At 44.5% G+C, this 16,988-nt stretch carries 19 protein-coding genes, 1 tRNA gene and 2 pseudogenes; 17 read left to right on the top strand and 5 right to left on the bottom strand.

Annotated features, from left to right (window positions below; genetic code table 11):
* Positions 1 to 229 precede the first annotated feature (229 nt).
* The 11 genes from MKX46_RS18045 (at position 230) to MKX46_RS18090 (ending at position 7,582) form a co-directional block, all read left to right on the top strand.
* Positions 230 to 1,147, top strand: coding sequence for a hypothetical protein (locus MKX46_RS18045; RefSeq protein ID WP_341071578.1), 918 nt, complete (start codon positions 230 to 232; stop codon positions 1,145 to 1,147).
* Between the two features lie 268 nt (positions 1,148 to 1,415).
* The gene (locus MKX46_RS18050; RefSeq protein ID WP_341071579.1) at positions 1,416 to 1,568 is read left to right on the top strand and encodes a hypothetical protein; all 153 of its coding nucleotides are present in this window, start codon (positions 1,416 to 1,418) and stop codon (positions 1,566 to 1,568) included.
* A complete protein-coding gene (locus MKX46_RS18055) occupies positions 1,565 to 1,843 on the top strand; it encodes a hypothetical protein (protein ID WP_341071580.1) in 279 nt (92 codons plus the stop codon). Before MKX46_RS18050 ends, MKX46_RS18055 begins: the two co-directional genes overlap by 4 nt.
* Complete coding sequence (locus tag MKX46_RS25610) at positions 1,840 to 2,160, top strand: cold-shock protein (protein ID WP_445671742.1); 321 nt, start codon at positions 1,840 to 1,842, stop codon at positions 2,158 to 2,160. The genes MKX46_RS18055 and MKX46_RS25610 overlap by 4 nt, the downstream gene beginning before the upstream one ends.
* Before the next feature lie 105 nt (positions 2,161 to 2,265).
* The gene (locus MKX46_RS18060) at positions 2,266 to 2,718 is read left to right on the top strand and encodes a hypothetical protein (RefSeq protein ID WP_341071581.1); all 453 of its coding nucleotides are present in this window, start codon (positions 2,266 to 2,268) and stop codon (positions 2,716 to 2,718) included.
* A gap of 15 nt (positions 2,719 to 2,733) precedes the next feature.
* Positions 2,734 to 3,831 carry an SU10 major capsid protein gene (locus MKX46_RS18065; protein WP_341071582.1) on the top strand — a complete coding sequence of 366 codons (1,098 nt, stop codon included), beginning with the start codon at positions 2,734 to 2,736 and terminating at the stop codon, positions 3,829 to 3,831.
* A 73-nt stretch (positions 3,832 to 3,904) separates the two neighbouring features.
* A complete protein-coding gene (locus MKX46_RS18070; protein ID WP_341071583.1) occupies positions 3,905 to 4,279 on the top strand; it encodes a phage tail assembly chaperone in 375 nt (124 codons plus the stop codon).
* A 171-nt stretch (positions 4,280 to 4,450) separates the two neighbouring features.
* Positions 4,451 to 4,801 carry a hypothetical protein gene (locus tag MKX46_RS18075; protein ID WP_341071584.1) on the top strand — a complete coding sequence of 117 codons (351 nt, stop codon included), beginning with the start codon at positions 4,451 to 4,453 and terminating at the stop codon, positions 4,799 to 4,801.
* 31 nt (positions 4,802 to 4,832) lie between these two features.
* Positions 4,833 to 6,758, top strand: a complete 1,926-nt coding sequence (locus MKX46_RS18080) for a phage tail tape measure protein (protein WP_341071585.1) — start codon at positions 4,833 to 4,835, stop codon at positions 6,756 to 6,758.
* 22 nt (positions 6,759 to 6,780) lie between these two features.
* On the top strand, positions 6,781 to 7,224 hold the full coding sequence (locus tag MKX46_RS18085; RefSeq protein ID WP_341071586.1) for a DUF2577 domain-containing protein: 444 nt from the start codon (positions 6,781 to 6,783) through the stop codon (positions 7,222 to 7,224).
* Between the two features lie 55 nt (positions 7,225 to 7,279).
* Complete coding sequence (locus MKX46_RS18090) at positions 7,280 to 7,582, top strand: phBC6A51 family helix-turn-helix protein (RefSeq protein WP_341071587.1); 303 nt, start codon at positions 7,280 to 7,282, stop codon at positions 7,580 to 7,582.
* 911 nt (positions 7,583 to 8,493) lie between these two features.
* On the opposite strand, the gene MKX46_RS18095 is transcribed toward MKX46_RS18090, so the two are convergent.
* Entirely contained in the window at positions 8,494 to 9,021 is a 528-nt protein-coding gene (locus tag MKX46_RS18095) for a hypothetical protein (RefSeq protein WP_208332390.1), read from the bottom strand.
* A gap of 235 nt (positions 9,022 to 9,256) precedes the next feature.
* On the opposite strand from MKX46_RS18095, the gene MKX46_RS18100 reads away from it, so the two are divergent.
* A tRNA-OTHER gene (locus MKX46_RS18100) sits at positions 9,257 to 9,314 on the top strand.
* Between the two features lie 516 nt (positions 9,315 to 9,830).
* Here the strand turns inward: MKX46_RS18100 and MKX46_RS18110 are convergent.
* Positions 9,831 to 10,826, bottom strand: coding sequence for a YiiG family protein (locus MKX46_RS18110; RefSeq protein ID WP_341071589.1), 996 nt, complete (start codon positions 10,824 to 10,826; stop codon positions 9,831 to 9,833).
* Between the two features lie 255 nt (positions 10,827 to 11,081).
* Between MKX46_RS18110 and MKX46_RS18115 the strand changes: the two are divergent.
* A pseudogene (locus MKX46_RS18115) lies at positions 11,082 to 11,615 on the top strand (transcriptional regulator); the annotation flags it as partial.
* A 183-nt stretch (positions 11,616 to 11,798) separates the two neighbouring features.
* Here MKX46_RS18115 and MKX46_RS18120 read toward each other — a convergent pair.
* Positions 11,799 to 12,317, bottom strand: a complete 519-nt coding sequence (locus MKX46_RS18120; protein WP_029516021.1) for a DUF3231 family protein — start codon at positions 12,315 to 12,317, stop codon at positions 11,799 to 11,801.
* Between the two features lie 153 nt (positions 12,318 to 12,470).
* On the opposite strand from MKX46_RS18120, the gene MKX46_RS18125 reads away from it, so the two are divergent.
* The 4 genes and pseudogenes from MKX46_RS18125 to MKX46_RS18140 all read left to right on the top strand — a co-directional run bounded on the left by MKX46_RS18125 (position 12,471) and on the right by MKX46_RS18140 (position 14,705).
* Entirely contained in the window at positions 12,471 to 12,719 is a 249-nt protein-coding gene (locus tag MKX46_RS18125) for a WGxxGxxG family protein (RefSeq protein WP_340931250.1), read from the top strand.
* Positions 12,720 to 13,261: 542 nt separating this feature from the next.
* Positions 13,262 to 13,345 (top strand): annotated as a pseudogene (locus MKX46_RS18130) (glycosyltransferase); the annotation flags it as partial.
* Between the two features lie 223 nt (positions 13,346 to 13,568).
* Complete coding sequence (locus MKX46_RS18135; protein WP_029516018.1) at positions 13,569 to 14,450, top strand: glycosyltransferase family 2 protein; 882 nt, start codon at positions 13,569 to 13,571, stop codon at positions 14,448 to 14,450.
* A 147-nt stretch (positions 14,451 to 14,597) separates the two neighbouring features.
* Positions 14,598 to 14,705 carry a hypothetical protein gene (locus MKX46_RS18140; protein ID WP_023986758.1) on the top strand — a complete coding sequence of 36 codons (108 nt, stop codon included), beginning with the start codon at positions 14,598 to 14,600 and terminating at the stop codon, positions 14,703 to 14,705.
* A 220-nt stretch (positions 14,706 to 14,925) separates the two neighbouring features.
* On the opposite strand, the gene MKX46_RS18145 is transcribed toward MKX46_RS18140, so the two are convergent.
* Both MKX46_RS18145 and MKX46_RS18150 read right to left on the bottom strand, forming a co-directional pair.
* On the bottom strand, positions 14,926 to 15,567 hold the full coding sequence (locus MKX46_RS18145) for a hypothetical protein (protein ID WP_341071590.1): 642 nt from the start codon (positions 15,565 to 15,567) through the stop codon (positions 14,926 to 14,928).
* A 276-nt stretch (positions 15,568 to 15,843) separates the two neighbouring features.
* Complete coding sequence (locus MKX46_RS18150) at positions 15,844 to 16,920, bottom strand: SPRY domain-containing protein (RefSeq protein WP_341071591.1); 1,077 nt, start codon at positions 16,918 to 16,920, stop codon at positions 15,844 to 15,846.
* Between the last annotated feature and the right edge of the window lie 68 nt (positions 16,921 to 16,988).

A 16,988-nucleotide genomic window follows, 5' to 3' on the forward strand; every position in this document is an offset into this window, starting at 1 on the left:
GTTATACGATCAACTTCATACTACATCTCATGCGCGTCAAGGAATAAGAATTGACTGAAGAAAGAGGGATAGAATCGACGGAAACACAGAAAAAGAGCGAAAAAAGGCTTTGCATCAACGATTTTCAGTAGTACCACTCTAAAAAGCTTGTTCCTGAAAAGCAGGGTATTTCGCCTTTTTTGTTCCTGAAAAGCGTGGTATTTATTAATTTCCAAAAGGAGGGGGTTGCGTGTCAGTCGCGCGCAAAAAGGAACATCGAGTATGGGCAGGTCTTACGCCTAAAGTAAAGCGAGGTGTAATTGCTCAGAAGGAAGCCGTTGAGCAGGAAGTCGGGGATATGCTCGGAGATACGCTCGAAATCGCAATCAAGGTTACGGAAAAACAGGCGCATGGCTATTCTGCTGTAAATGAGATTAGTACGCACGAATCGGAAAACGGTGGCTTCGTGTTTGCACTATTTGACGGCTGTATGACGATGAGCGAAAGGTTCCCTTCGATGACACAGTCCGATCTAGCTCGTTTAATGCTCATCGGGACGTATACAGGCTATAATGGCCGCCTTCAGCACGATAACGGACGACGTATAGATCGGAAGCAACTCGAAAGATTGCTCGGAATGAGCCGCCCGCGGTTCTCGGAATTGTACCGTAAGCTTGTGGATGAGGCTATTCTGACCGTAGAGGATGAGTACGGCGACTTATACGTGAACCCTTCTGTATTCTACCGGGGCGTGCTAAGGGATTCGCAATATAAGTTGGATCGTTTCCGTCATACTCGGATGTTTCGGGATACGGTACGCGGGCTATATGAGCGGTATAACGGCAGGAGTGTTAAGCAATTGGCGATCATCTACGCAGTTCTTCCTTTTGTAAGCTTCTCGACAAATATTGTTTGCTACAATCCGGAAGAACCCGACGAAGACCGGCTTCAACCGATGGACCTCGAAAGGCTGGCAGCCTTGCTCCATTATCAGAACACGCAGCGGCTTCGTATTGCTCTTGAGTCTATCAAGCTTGAAGGTGAGCCGGTGTTCTACCTGCCACATAACGTCCGCGATAGACGTAAGAAGCGCATCATCATTAATCCGCGTATTGTTTTCGCAGGGTCAGCGGAAAAGCTGGCGGCGATTAAAGTTCTCTTCAATTAAAAAACGTACACGACCAAAGCGGCCCGATTTCTGAGGCGGCTTATTTGGCGTGCTTAAAAGGGGGTGTTTCCGTTAATTACACGAGAAGATGCAAAGCACTGCGATTACCTACAGCCGGACCGGACCTGTACGCTCATGATCGGATTATCTGGCGAAACGGACTCGCGTTGCAAATTGTACCGAGATGAGCAGACGGATTGCCGTTACCTTCGTCTCTACGTTCTAAAAGGGCGCGGCTATCGAACTAATTTCCGAGGAGGTCGTAAACGTGAATCCGCAGTATCACACGGTCGTAACGTTCGCTGACGGTATAAATGTTACATTCGGTGACTCCGTATCCCGCGCATGGATTCGATTCGCTGCACCTATGATCGCGGAAGAGGAACGGAGAAAAAGAAAGCGGAAGGAGAAACGGAAATGAGCGATCAATGTACGCAAGTTATCCATAAGCAAGAGGGCGGCCAGGATGTCGTTAAGATTTACGACGCGTCCGGCATTGATACACTGACAGGGACTTGGCCTGTTAATGCAGAGAAGACACTGCTAGAAAGCGCCGTCGATGCGCTATGGTCCGGGTACTTCGAGGTACAAGATCGGCGGCACCTTTTCGGGAAATATCCGGTTGCCGTTGTGTCAAACGTCAATGGAGCAGTAGACCAGTTTGTTAAAGAGTTTGAGGGGGAGGAATCAGCGTGAGTAGATTTATCAACTCAAAGACGTGGACAGGCGGCATCGGTACGGGTGAAGAGATCGCCAACATCGGCCCGTCACTCGGTATCAGTCGGAGGAAGTCGGCTGAACCGGCGAGAGTAAAGCGTAAATCCGGCGTAGTCTCGTACTTTAGCGATCGGGGCTACGGGTTCATCTCGTCTGGTGAGGATCGCGTATTCTTCCATCTATCCGACTGCGAATCGTTCGATACGGCGGAAGTGCCGGTCGGCTTGCACGTGAGTTACGTGCTAACGGAGGGCAGAGGCGGTAAGCCTGCGGCGGCGGACGTACAAGCAGCGTGAAGGAGGTGGGTACGGTGATTACTCCGGCAGTGAAGCGGTTGATGACGCCGCGAGGTTTTACGTGGTTCAGGCACATGAAATTTAAATGGTAAAGGAGCGGTATACATGGAAGACGTAACAAATCCGGATATTCCGGAAGAACAAACGCAAGAGCCAACGTGGGAGGATGAACGGGCGGAACTCACACAGCGCCTCGAATCGCTGACATCGGAGCTACATAGCCAGCGTGTCGGCAATGCGTGGTATCGCAAGGCAAAGGCAGCAGGTATTGACGATCCGGACGCACTGGCGGGTATTGTAAATCTTTCTGCTGTAACGTTTGATGACGCAGGGCAAGCGCAGGGGATTGATGAAATCCTGACCGCGTTTACTTCAGCCGCTAAACCAAAAGAACCGCGTACTATAGGAGGCCCGTTTGCGCCCAATTATGGTGAGCGAGCCGAAAAGACGAGTGAACAGCGACTTGCGACAGCAGCGGAAAAGGCTAAGCGTACCGGGCGTCCGGAAGACATGGTTGAGTATATGGAACTCAAAAGTAAACTTAAATTACAAAATTAATAGGGGGAATTTATTATGACAATTTATACAACTGACTTGGTAGGTAAGCGCGAATCTGTAGCCGATGAAATTTTGCTGCTTAACCCAACACAAACGCCGATGCTGAATTTACTCGGATTCGGCCAGCCAGTCACATCAATCACACACGCATGGTACGAGGACGCGATGTTTGCGACACGAACGACGGTAACTGCTGCCGCTGCTGTGGACGCAACGGAGATTAAGGTCGCCAGCACCGAGCCCTTCCGACCGCGCACCATTGCGGAAATTGGAGATGAACTCGTATTGATTCAGACCGTCGATACCATCGCAAATAAAGTCACGGTCGTTCGTGGTTACAACGGAACAACTGCCGCCGCGATTACAAAGGACTCTCCGATAGAATCGTTGTACGGCGATAGTCTGGAAGGTGCAGACGCACGGGAGGCCCGCTTTAAAGAACGTCTCAAGGTCGACAACGTGACGCAAATCTTCGAGGATACGGTGAGCATTACCGGGTCTGCGGAAGCGGTAGCGCAGTACGGAATCGGGGCGTCAGGATTGTACAGTTATGAGAAAGCGAAGAAGCAAATTGAACTCGCGCTCCAGTTGGAAAAGGCGATTATCGGCGGTAGAAAGTCGGACAACGGCAATAGACGCACAATGCGCGGTATCCGTAGCTTCATCGAGACCAACGTAACGACCGCAGGCGGCCCTGTTACGAAAAAGCTACTCGATGACGTGGCGCAAGAAGTCTACAATGCGGGCGGTTTTGCCACAGGAAGCGCAGGCTATACGCTCGTTGTTCCTGCCGTGCAGAAGCGCGCAATTAGTGACATGGCATTTACGAATATTAGATTGACGCAGGCGGAGAATAGTCGCGGCCAGAAGGTCGACCACCTCATTAATGACTTCGGTACGTTCCAGGTCGTGCTCAACGATAATCTGAAGCCGGACGAGATTCTGTTTATTGACGCGAATCGGATTAAGATTCGACCACTCGGCGACCGCTCCTTTGGTCATACGTACCTCGGCGTCAAAGGCGATTATCAGTCCGGTATCATCGTCGGAGAGTATACGCTGGAGTTCCAACAAGAGAAGGCGCACGCCCGTATCAAAGGGCTGACTGCGTAAGTAGATAGCGATATCACAGAGGTCCTTCGGGGCCTCTTTTTAATTCCGACAAAAACATACGGAGGCTGATTATATGACAAGCAGACTTGAAGCATTACTCGGAGCAACTACGGATTTACAGGAAGGCGTGTATATTCCGCGTTTGGGTACGGACTTCATCGTCAAAGCACTAGACGAGGATACGCTCGAAAAAGCTCGCGCACAGGCAACGACGGGCAAGGACGGAGGGGTCGATGAGTCGCTATTTAACCGTCTACTCATCGTTAAAGCCGTAGCTGATCCGGACCTTAACGATAAGGCGTTGAGGGATCACTACGAGGCGTCTGACGCAGCCGATGTCGTTAAAAAGGCGCTACTGCCCGGCGAACAATCCCGTGTCGTACAGGCGTTGCTTAAACTGTCCGGATTCGTGGACGATGCGAAGCTGATTGACGAAGCAAAAAACTAATCAAGTCGGGCGGGGAGTCTGCGTTGCTTCATGAAATCTTTCAGCGTCACGGCATTCCGCCCGACGAAGTCTACGCCAAGGAACGACGACACCGGATGTTTATGTACGCGTCGATGATGCTTCAGTTTGAGAGGGAAGCGAAGGCGGCGCAACAACGATAGGGGGAGTAGTATGTCGGATAATATTACAACGGGTTTTGAGCGCGTAGTCCCGATCGCGAACTTACTCGCGGAGATCATTACGTATACGCGGCCGGGTAACTACGGCTTTAGAACAAGCCATACGGAGCAGTACGCAACGTGGACGGAGATAGCCACGCAGTTTGAGGATTCCGGTATTCACCCGATTAAAACTGTCGGCTATCACATGCGTCGTCTTTCGGATGCACTAGAGAAAGCGGACGAGGCTGTGGATCGCGGTCGAAATGCAATGCGTCAGAGGCTATCCGTACACGACTCGCTGCGTAAGTTGCTGCGTGTGCTCGATCGTTATCGGGAGTGGGTGATCCGTCATAGCATTTGATATCACGGGTTATCTGCGCCTGAAGGATGAAATGTCCGGTAAGCTGAACCGGGCAATGGGCGGAATGGTTAAGTTCGGAGCGGCGGCGGGGCTTCTTGGGTCTGCCGTTTCTGCTGTCGCCGTTGCGGGAGATTCCGTTAAAAAAGCAATGGATTTTGAGGAGCAAATGTCCACGATTAAAGCTTTAACGGGTTCTACAGATGCACAAATGAAGCAGATGCAACAACTCGCGCTGGAGCAGGGAATGGCTACTAAATATTCAGCACTTGAGTCAGCAAAAGCGATCGAGGAGCTTTTGAAGGCGGGAATGTCCACCGCGCAAGTCCAAGCGGGCGGTCTTAACGCAGCGCTGAACCTCGCAACGGCTGGCGGCTTGGAACTCACGGAAGCTGCGGAGACAATGGCAACGTCGCTGAACGCGTTTAAGAAGGACGGGCTTACAGCGGCACAAGCTGCGGATATTCTCGCGGGTACTGCCAATTCCGGGGCAACTGACGTAAGAAGTCTCGGATATGCTCTCGCGAGTGCGGGCGGCGTTGCGGACATGGTAGGGGTATCGTTCAAAGACTTTAATACCGCGATCGGCCTCATGTCCAATGACGGGTTGAAATCCGGGTCGGATGCCGGTACCTCTTACAAGTCTATGCTGATGTCTTTGCAGCCGCAGACAAAGAAGGCCGCACGACTGTTCGAAGACCTCGGCATTGGCGTCGGCAAGGCAAATAAGTTCTTCGAAAAGGGTAAGATCAAGGACCTAGCGGGCGTGGCTGACGTTCTGCAAAAAACGCTCGGTAAGATGTCGGAACAGGATCGAACGGCTACGCTGCTGGACATGTATGGTACGGATGGTGTGAAGGCCGCAACTACGTTGTATAAGGCGGGTTCCGAAGGCGTCAAGGAATTTCAGCGTCAGATGAGCAACGTCACTGCGCTTCAAGTTTCAAAAGAGAAAATGAACAACGCAGCCGGTGCGGTAGAACAATTCGAAGGAGCACTGGAAACTTTAAGAATTTCTGCATTACTTCCGACAATGCCGATGATCGCCGCACTCGCAAATAAAGGGTCCGAGCTTGCCGTAAAATTAAACAACTGGTTAGACTCCGATCAAGCCAAAGCGTGGGGAAACGCGATTAAGTCTACGTTTACCAGCGTCATGACTGTGCTGGCTCCCGTCGGTCAAGCCGTTATGAACGGAGTTAAATCGTTGCTTCCGACCGCACAAGCGACATGGACCGCACTCGTAAACGGGGTCACGAACGTAGTCGGCATATTTAAAAGCTACTTTCCGCAGATATCGAGTGCTCTCCAATCGGCTTGGACGTTTATGCAGCCGGTATTTACGTTGGTCCAATCGGCCATTAAGGCGATCGGCGAGGTCGTGGTTGCGGTATTGCCGACCGTTCTGGACATCTTCAACACGGTATTTCCAATCGCAGCTAAGCTCGTCGGATACCTCGCGAAAGGGATTACGTTCCTCATAGACAATGTTGTGCGGCCAATGCTTCCGACGCTCGGAGAATCATTTAAGACTGCGTGGGAAACCGTTAAGCCGATTCTGAAGTTCATGGAAACGGCGATTGATGCGGTGGCTTCTGCGATCGAGTACGCGTATAAGAAATGGCAGGAGTTCAAAAATTCTGACGCGGCGCAGGTATTGTCCGGGAACTTCTCGCTTGGTATGCCGGAGGCTTTTGGCGGAAACGGCGTTATTCAAGTCGAACGTCCGAATGCGAATGGTCATGCGGGTGGGCTCGACCGCGTCCCATATAACGATTATCCTGCGCGTCTCCATCGGGATGAAACAGTCCTCACGAAGCACGAAGCGTCCGAATGGCGCGATCAGCAATGCGGAAAGGGTGGTAATGCTCCGTCCATCGTTATACAGAACGTCACGATTAATAGCGACATGGACGTCGATCGGTTCGCAAGTATGTTAGCGCGCCGTCTCGCTATCTAACGAAAGGAAGGAGAACAGGTCAATGATTAAATTAACCGAAGGTAATGGCGTATCGCAATTCCGCGACGTTATTAAGCAACTCGGATACAACGTAGAAGTTGATATCGAATACGCGACGATCATCGCACCTCCGCCAGCTCTCCGCGTTCAAGTCGATAATATGAAGATCGAGCTCGACGGAGACGACGTAATTGTTCCGGAACATTTACGGGAACATACGCGGAAAGTGTCCGTTAAGGCGGTGGCGCCTACTACGCTAGAACTCAACCGATACACGCGCGTAACAAAGGAAACGGAGTCGTCTGCGCCTGCTAGCTCGAAGGCGTTCAGCGACGTATTCAACTTCGGGTCATTCACGTCCGGCGAGTTCGAGATTACGTTTCACGATACGCTCAAGGCGGGCGACCGCGTGGCCGTTGCGTCGTTTGGCGCGGGACAACGTTATATCGTGTTGGATCGGATTTAATAACGGGCGGGCTGCGGCTCGCTCTTTTTTTACATAGAGAAGGAGTTGCGTTACAATGACGAGTAAGAAGCGTAAAAGACGCACACGGCCACCGCTTGACGAGCGTCATAGGCTTGCAATCGAAATGCTGGCGCGCAAGGGCGTACATGACACGATGGATGAAATCGCGTCTCTATGCGGAGTTGATAGGCGGACATTGTACCGTTGGCGACAGCGCGAAGACTTTAATAAAGAGTACGAGAGGGTACACCGAGGATTCATATCCGCAATACGTCGACGACATAGGAGTGCGGTAGATTGGTCGGTGCTTTCAGCGGATGAACTTACGGAGAGATGCCGAATGTTCGGCCTTATTTAAACTGCGAGTCGGTTCGGATTCATACCGTATGCGAAATCGGGTGAAATGGCGTTATATCAGCGGTATATAGGGCATTAGCGGCTAATTATTGCGTCCCAAAAGTGTACTTTATAGCGAATTTACCTACACGAGCCTCCTGACGCGTGACCCCTTCGGAATTTTTCTGATACGAAAGCGTGCCAATAGCTAAGAGGCTAGTAGGAGCGCGGAGTCTCGCAGTTTTATAGCTACGGAAACTTTCGGGTATAGCGTAAATCCGCCATACGTTTCGGCTGCATACGCAGTGTATAACGAACGTGAGAACCAGCGTATTTCACTGCATACGTTACCAGCGGGTGAGTGGCCGGGCGGAGCGCAAAGCCGCGTAGCTACGGGGTTTATACGATTTATACGCTGGTAATGTATATACGGTGCATACGGTACGTTTATGCATCGCGATAGGAACCGCATAACGACGCAGCTTCCGAGCGCAGACTTGTTCGCATAATATGGATTTTGTGCATATGTACGTGAATATCCGCTGCATAAAAGGCGATCGGGTGGTACGTATGGCTGCGTGTGTCCGATCGGAATTAACGCTTATTTACGCTATCGAAAGCGAATGAATAAGCGTATTTTTGTGCGGAGATTGCGAGGGCCGTACCCCCAAGGCCCCTGCGCGCCGGCCCGGAATCTGGTGCGTGAGAAATCGGCGTATCAAAATAAACTTCCGGAAATTATAAAGCGCTCGTCTACGGTTGTGATCCGTGGGCGGGCGCTTTTTCTTCGTTTACTTCTTATTAGGTGGGTTAGTGGTTGTTCTCTTGGTAGTTCCGTTATTAGGTTGAGAGAAAGCATCACGTTTTACAGGTTTCGTTCCTCTACTCTTTGGCACATCAGTAGAATTATTTGTATACTTGCTTCTGGAGTCTTTATTTGGCATTTTTGATGATCTCCTCTAGGATTATATAGATAATAAACAATACGAAACCGTACGTCATTAGGTTAAGTCCAACGCTGTAGTTATCGTTCTTTTTATCAATTTTCTCTTCATTTTGAGTAATAGTCTCTTGATAAGTGGCTGCAATTGAGTATTTAACATCCGCGGGATTATCTTTTGCGAACTCTGCGTCTACTATATTGTTTATATCTACTTGTTGAAAGCTTCCTACTTTTATAGCATTAATTAATTTGATAGAACTTACAGTTAGCAAACCTATAATAGTGAGTTTGAAAAAGTAACTAAATACAACGTAGGAAACGACATTTAATTGAATTTTTGAGGCTCCAACATAGGATATAAAGACGCCTAAAATAACACCTACAAAACCTAATGTGATACCCGTTTTAGTTTCCACTTGTTTAAATCTGTCAATTTCTTCATTATATACAGTTTTAACCGTGTCCAGAATTGCATCACAGCTATCAGGTTTAAGTTCAGAGGGAGGGTGTGGGTCCATACAGTTGCTCCTAAACTATTGATAAATTAACAATAACAAGTATACACCAAACAACATCTAATATAAAGACTATAATAGGATGTTACTAGAAGTTACGCTTATTATCGCTGGTTTGCTCCGGCAATATCCCCGTGGTATAATCGCTATGTATTAAAATACCAAACCGTAGGGCTTCGTACAATCCGTAGGTCATCGTCTGAATGTTCGTCATAGGCTGCGTCTAGGTTTCGGGACGATAGCGGAGATTAAACGCACTCGTAATGCGTAGGCCGGGGGTTCAATTCCCTTCACCAGCATAGCTATCAACTCAAGCACAGCGCGGCTTCCAAGCTTTTTGGAGGACGCGTTTTTTTGTTGGAGTGAGCATTTTTCTACCATTTTTCTAACCTTTAATCTAGTAAAGTGGGCTTTTCAGTGCTAATACTCTCACCTGTAATTGAATCGCCAATGTTTTTTAACACCGCCTCTTGGAGGTTGGGAAGAACATGTGAATAGGTATCCAGAGTTACATTGATTGATAGACGAATGTCCAAGTTGCTCTTGAACGTTCTTCGGATGAATACCAGCTTTGAGAAGTAAGGTTGGTTATTTTTACACTTTCAGGATTATGCGGTTCCAGAAATTAAAGCAGCATTTTTAAATCTTATTGTTAATGTGCCGGATAAGCTTTTAACCACCATCATAGCATTCACCCTCAAGTTACCATTGGAGGATTTTAAAGCAAAAGCTCTGCTAACCTTATGGTTAGCAGAGCTTGTTCGTTACCGGAACTCCGTATTTGTTTTCGCAGCCCCTATCGTTAGATACGCTTAATTTATTTCATTATATCGTTCGACTGCCTTGCTTAGCTTATAATTGAAATTCTCAGGTGTGCCATCCGTAGTGTTCAGGAACTGGCCGTTCAGGTCAGAATCAGATACAGGTTCCTTCTTATTGATGCGTTCAATAATTTTCGAAGCAGCCGCTTTTGCCTCAGTGGCTGAATCAACATAGTTCCTGATACTGAAGCTGTTAATCCCTTCTTTTTGAACTCGATTCTTGTCTTTTGAGATTGTCATGAGCGCACTCAGATCTGCGGTCATAATGTCGTATTTGGCTTTAAACTTCGTCATATCAAGCTGCAGCACATTGTTGGCGGTGATACCCTGCTCATCCATTTCAATGGCCGTAGCCTCGGCATCTATCATGAACTTCAAGGCATTATACCTGATCCGCTGGTCTGAATCCTTGAGTTTTTGCAGTTCAGCCAGACGCTGCTCGTTACCCAATTTTTGCATAGCCGTGAAGTATTGTTTGGAGACAGTCTCGTAAGCGAGATTGGCACTTACCAGCTTGGTATGCAGCTGTTTTCCTTTTGCGAAGTCATCATCCACGTAGCCTTTTGTATCATAGTAGGCTTTCATTTCGTCCAGGACGGACAACAGATCATTGATGACCGGTGTCAGTTTGATCACTACGGGGTCTGCGTTCGCAAAAGCAGGTTGGCTTGCGGTATAGCCGTTCGCTTTATCAATAACTTCCCGCTCAGTTTCAGCAACGCCAAGCATGATGAAGCTGAAGTTCTTCTCGATTACAGGCTGTGTATCAACTCCGAACTTCTCGAAATAATGAACCAGAACCTCATTGATTCTGCCTGTCATCAAGTTATTCAGCCTCACATACGCATTGTATTTTTCGATTTCTTTGCTCTCGCCGGACGTAACGCCTGTAGTCGCTTGATCCACGGTGGATGTAATGGCAGAACAAGCGGACAACATTGCACCCAACATGATAATGGAAATAAAGAATAATGATAGCTTTCTCAAAATAGTGATTCCTCCGACTGAGTAATTTAACGTGCTTTTCTTTTGTAACATGTCTGAATAGAGAACAACTGACCTCTTCATGGTCGATTAAGTTCCCATTCGCCGCATATTAATGTTAATTGTAAAACAATCTATTCAATTTTAAATTTATTTGGTGAATAGGTCTTGAGACTTGAGTAGCATAATTTTATAAATTTCTTTGTTGTTGACGATTGCTCTGCCAACTTCCTAAATGCTTGTATTCCTCTGGTCTCAGTTAAAGAGACTGACGACGATACTCAACACTGGATTAGCTTGTTCAAAAGTTGGGCAGAAGGTAATACTTACGTATATAAACTGTTGTCAGGAGATATAAGTGTGCTTCAAGATTATGTTGAATATATTGCAGCAACATCCGCCACTAACGAGAATGAGAAAATCTCAAAACTGTTGAATGTTATAATTTCAGCAAACCAATATAGTATAGATGTAGAAGGTATACTTCAGCAATTTGAAGCCGAAATAAATGCTTTTGCACAACAGCAACTATCATCAGATGATATGTATACCCAACAAGTGATACCGGATTATATCGCGTGGTTTGGTTACGAGTTATCTTATTATTATTTACATCGAGGTTCTTACATTGATGGTTTTAAACATTTGATGTATTCATTAGTAAGTTATCATACACTAAATAATGAGACTTGTTTTATAAACTGTTTGGGTTTGTTTTTACATTTTCGGGATTATGCGACTCCTGAAACCAAAGCAGCATTTTTAAATTTTATGGAAAAGGTGTGGATGTAGCTTTTTGTTTATTGTTACTGTGCCGGATCAAGCCCTTAACCACCACAATAGTATTCAGCCTTACGTTACCATCGGAGGTGCTTAAACGTAACAAAACCAATCCCCGCTAACCTTAACTGGTCGGCGGGGATTTTTGTTGAACAATCTAAGGGGAACAGTATGTTGAGGAATCGTACTGGAAATTTAGGCTTTAACTGGTTCAGGTCTTTTTAATTGAAGAGGGGGAGGTATTAGCCAACCCTTTTCTTTATTCATTTTTAAAATACGAACTCCCAAAGCAGTTTTAGTTAGATGATATTTCGCAAATAAAGCCCCGATGTCTTCTCTAATGGATTGACCCATAGCTTGGCTGCAAGATGTCAATCCTACAGAGGTATCTAATGCGATTTTAGCTGCGATTTCGGGATCAGTAAACCTTGCACCAACCGGGATATCCTCAAGTTTCACAGGGGGTCTTTCAGGCAAAATAGGAGCTGGGGCAATCCCATTATCAGTAAGCATTGCGTCGCATTCTTGGATTTCCAGTTTAGCTTGATCAATAAGATCATCCAGTATTTTTTTGAGTTCTTTGTCTCCTGCGTGGTTTAAACATGCTTGGTAAAATGAAACGCTGCCTTTCGCTAACGCTGAAAACTGCCATACACTATAAACTTCTCCGTAATGCATGGGCTCGTCTTTTGGATTCCCGCTTAGGATACCCATTATAAAAACCACTCCTTTTTAATTTTAATGATGTACGAATTTATGATTCCCAGTAGTGAAGATTTAATGTGTGTATAAGAAATAAGTTCAATTGGCATGCTAAATACATTAAAAAATTGATTGCAAACACAAATTTAAAGGAGTGGTTTAGGTATGTTGAAAAAAATGAAGATAATGGCTGTTGTTGCATTAATGATTTCAAGCTTTGGAGCGGCAGTAGCATTTGCTGAAAACAGTCAAAACAATATGGCCACAAACGACAATGGTAGAACACAAATGCTAACTACTACTAATAATAATGATAACGATAATAATAATAATTGGGGGTGGCTTGGCCTGTTGGGATTAATTGGCTTGGCAGGTTTAAAACGTCGCGAGCCTGAAAACCACAGTAAAAGATAATCGTAAACAACAACTCAAAAACAACTAAACAATCCCCGCTAACCATACTTGGTCAGCGGGGATTGTTTACTTTTAGATTCAACACACCGATCACCGAATAGCTATTAAGATTAACTAATCTTATTTTTCCGTGATCAATGTGAATTTAGAGTAAATGAAAGGACTCTGCTAATATATTGCCATAAGAGTCTTTATTTGATTACTCACTTACTTAAAGCGTCAGGGTATCTTTACTGTTTTATGGAGTAGTGGGTAATGCAGTTTCCTTCTCTTTATTATTTTTTTGAAGATCAATTACTAAGTATAGTACAAAAACAGGTATGGCAATCGAAGCTCCTTTTAATATATCCTCTATTGATTGTGATCTAACTGTAATAAATATTAGATACGACAAAGCAAGCGTGCCAAAAGTAATAAAGGAAGTGACGACATTTTTAAAATTTAAGAATTCTAATAACCATCGTACCAGTACTTTGAAAGGATATAATATAAGAATTAGTGCAAACAAGCCCATGAATACTTCTATCATATATTCCATTCCAACCGACAAAAACGAGATCCATATGATTCATTTAGCGGACATTCTGACAGAAGGCATTGTCAAACAGTTTCCTGAAAAATTTTAAGTGAGCGCTATAGACGCTGCAAAGCAGATTAGCTTTCTATAAATACCCCAAAGGGTGGCTATGGAAAGCTTTTTTTACCGAGAAGCCGCCTCAAAATATATTTCAATACATATACTTGGAGCATGAACATTCGAAGAAATAGTTTTCGAGAAAAATAGGGAAGTTGGCTTTTATGCAAAATAATATTTTCTAATTTTAAAATGTAGAATGGAGGGAACTTCTTGTGCCACGAGCTTCAGTTATACTTCCAGTTTATAACACTGTGTCCTTTGTTTGGGAAGCAATCCACAGTATATTAGCTCAAACCTATTCCGATTTTGAATTGATTATTATTGATGATGGCTCAACAGATGGATCCGCTTTTGTTATTTCACAGATAACAGATCCTAGAGTGGTTAAAATATTCCATAGTACCAATCAAGGTTTGGTTGCTACTTTAAACGAGGGATTCAATAGGGCAACTGGTGAATATATCGTTCGTATGGATAGCGATGATATTTCTACGCCAGATCGATTGGATGTGCAAATATCATTCATGGATCAAAATCCCTTAATTGATGTATGTGGTGCTGCTTTTACTACTTCTAGTGGAGGGGCACTTAAGGTGAATCCGGCTAGTCATGAAGAAATTAGAACATGGTTGTTATTTCATTGCTGTATCTGCCATCCTGCTACAATATTACGCAATAGCATGATACATCGGCTAAACATTCAATATGATAGTAGTTATCCTCATGCCGAAGACTACGAACTGTGGAACCGATTAGCCTCTCAGGTACAAATAGCAAACCTCCCTATAAGCTTATTGTATTATCGTCAACATAAAGGACAAGTGTCCATTCAGCACAGAGCCATACAAGACGACACCGCTCGGAGAATTCGACAAAGACAGTTTAGCCAGTTGGGCTTGGAATTATCAGATGAAGAGAATCAGATGATGCTGAATATTCTTGAGTTTAAAATTAATCCCTATGATTATAATTGCTACACTAAAGCTGTAGGATTTGCAAATTGGGTGTTGGATCAAAACCGTAAGTATCAGATTTACAATCAGGAACTATTAAGCATGGCTTTTTCGCGGTGTATATCTCATCTTCCATATTAACAAAGATATCAGCACGCGATCGGAAAGTATCCTAATATTCCGTTGGCATGCGTAAATGGAGTGCTTTTTATGTTTACCTGAATGCCCGGTCATAAAACATATTTACACATATATTAAGATGAAGACAAATAAAGGAGGGCTAAAGCTATGAGCGGATGTGCAGGTGCAGCTGTTTGCGGTGTGTGGACTTCTACAGCGGCTATTTTGGTGCTCTATATCCTCTTGGTTATCATCCTTAAATCATGTTGGGTTTAATTTTGCGAAAAGAATTGTATGATAATGACCCATCAATCAAGTTGAACGACCTTCTTTCATTCTGTCCGAAATTAGATTAGATAAAAAGCTCTGCTAACCTTATGGGTCGGCAGAGCTTTTTGCATTTGAACAATTTCCTAATCACTTTATTTAGCCGGATAGAGTCCCTCTCGTTGTGTATTTAGTTGAATACTCGCTTAAGGGCTTACTTGATTAAAATTTATTGATTTTCTTTCGTGAGAAAAGAAGCTGCTAACAGTGTAGTATTCGTATAGCCACCTGAAACATTTTCATATGAAAAATTAGCGATAGGAACTCCAATAACTGTAGCAACGTCTCCTTCAAAAATTTCCCCACTTGCTCCCGGATAAACTGCCATTACTGTATTATCATTTTCATCACTAATATAAACGATAGCCGTTGTTCCTATAGGAATGTTATCTTCTTCTATATCTATTACATCGCCGCTTATTTTTACAAATTTGTTTAAGTATAAGTTCAAATTTTTATTTAAGTGTTTTGTTGTTACGGATTTGTCTACTAGATTAATGACTTTGCTTTTATCTGTGGAAGGAAATAAGTCACTGTTTTTAGCAATGAAGTCATAAGACGTTTGTTCCATAGAAGCTTGATCTTCTGTTAACATGGGGGTTCCATCTTTCATGAATTCAGCAAATAAATATTGTTTATCTGTGACCTGATTTGTAGAAGCTTGCTGAGCAGTATTTTCATTGCTTGCTGTTTGTTCAGTAGCAAAGGATGTACTTGAAGACCCAGACCTTGTCGTTGCTTCTTTGAAATTGCTTCCACAAGCTGTTAGAGCTACAGAAAGTAGAGCAATGAATAGAGCTTTTTTTAACATGACGAATTCTCCTGTGAGTGTCCTCATCGGTTGAGGTAGTTGCTCATTTTATCTTGTTACCTTTATTATCGAATATTAGGGTTGAATAAATAAGCAAAGCACAGCTTCCAGGCTTTTTGGAAACCGTGCTTTTTTTGTTTAAAAAACGATTTGCAAACTTTTAGTCTAGAAAAAATGTATCGTCCAGTATAGCAGTTTAGGCGTGATCTCGAGATTAGAGTAAATGTAAAGAAGGACTTCATCGGCATGTTAGCCGACATGAAGCCCTTCATATGTTTATTTCGTTGAATATTCGCTTACTTCAAATGTGAGAATTTTGTTGAAGATTACGTAGTCTTTGCGATTGCTGAATGGACCTTTGTTGTTATTATGTTTGTCAATGGCAAAGAAAGAAGCACCTCTACCAGCATCTTTAGCGTCATACCATGCGATGAAGGCATTGAGTTCTTTTTTACTCAAATCGAATTCTTTATCAAATCCATTGTCCATCGTTACAGTCAGAATGGCGCGGTCACCAGTTGGTTGGGAGGCCCCATCTGTATCCGACGGATCGGGCTTAGTGGACGGATCCGGTGTAGTAGACGGGTCAGGCTTTGTAGATGGATCAGGTGTAGTAGACGGATCGGGCTTAGTGGATGGATCCGGTGTAGTAGACGGATCGGGCTTAGTGGATGGATCCGGTGTTGTAGACGGGTCAGGCTTTGTAGATGGATCAGGTGTTGTAGATGTACCCGAATCTTGATAAGGTAAAAATCCTTCAGGAATCGGATATTTAAAATCGCTTGCTCCGAAATTAGCAGTAAGTGTTTTTTCTGATGTTGTACCATTTATAATCAATGGAAAAACTTGCAATCCAGCAAGATCCGAAGGTTTAGCAATGCTTAATCCTTGAGACACCCCATTTTTATACCATGTGATCTTATCGTTGTCTAAATCTAGAGCTACTCCAATCACGTCTTTGTTGCCGAACTTACTACCATAATTGGTTCTTTGAATTCTGTCTGATGTGTTTTTCGTTTTAACAAATAATTCAGGAGTGAAACCATAGGCTGCTATTCTATCCCAAGAGGATGAAGGTAATGTACCTGTCTCTCCAGTAATTCCTATGGCAACTGCGGACTCAACCCATGTATCTTTTATAGTGATCTCCCAATACCATTTACCTGTGGTTTTTCCTATAGATGCTTTGTCAGCTTCATTGATTTTCGTGAGAGTGTTATCCAATGACCCATTTGACCAAGTCACATTTGTAGTTTCTGCTTTTGTAACGGTAGGGAACAAGGAGAATACCGAAACTCCAATGAGAAGGGCTAACACTATTGTTCCTAGTTTTTTGAATATAATATTCTTCATGACTTCCTCCTAAATATATGTAATAACAAGTGAATTATAGAACTAGAATGGGAGAATTGTCCAAACAT

It is taken from the genome of Paenibacillus sp. FSL P4-0113 (genome assembly GCF_038009305.1).
GTDB classification, from domain to species: Bacteria; Bacillota; Bacilli; order Paenibacillales; family Paenibacillaceae; genus Paenibacillus; species Paenibacillus polymyxa_D.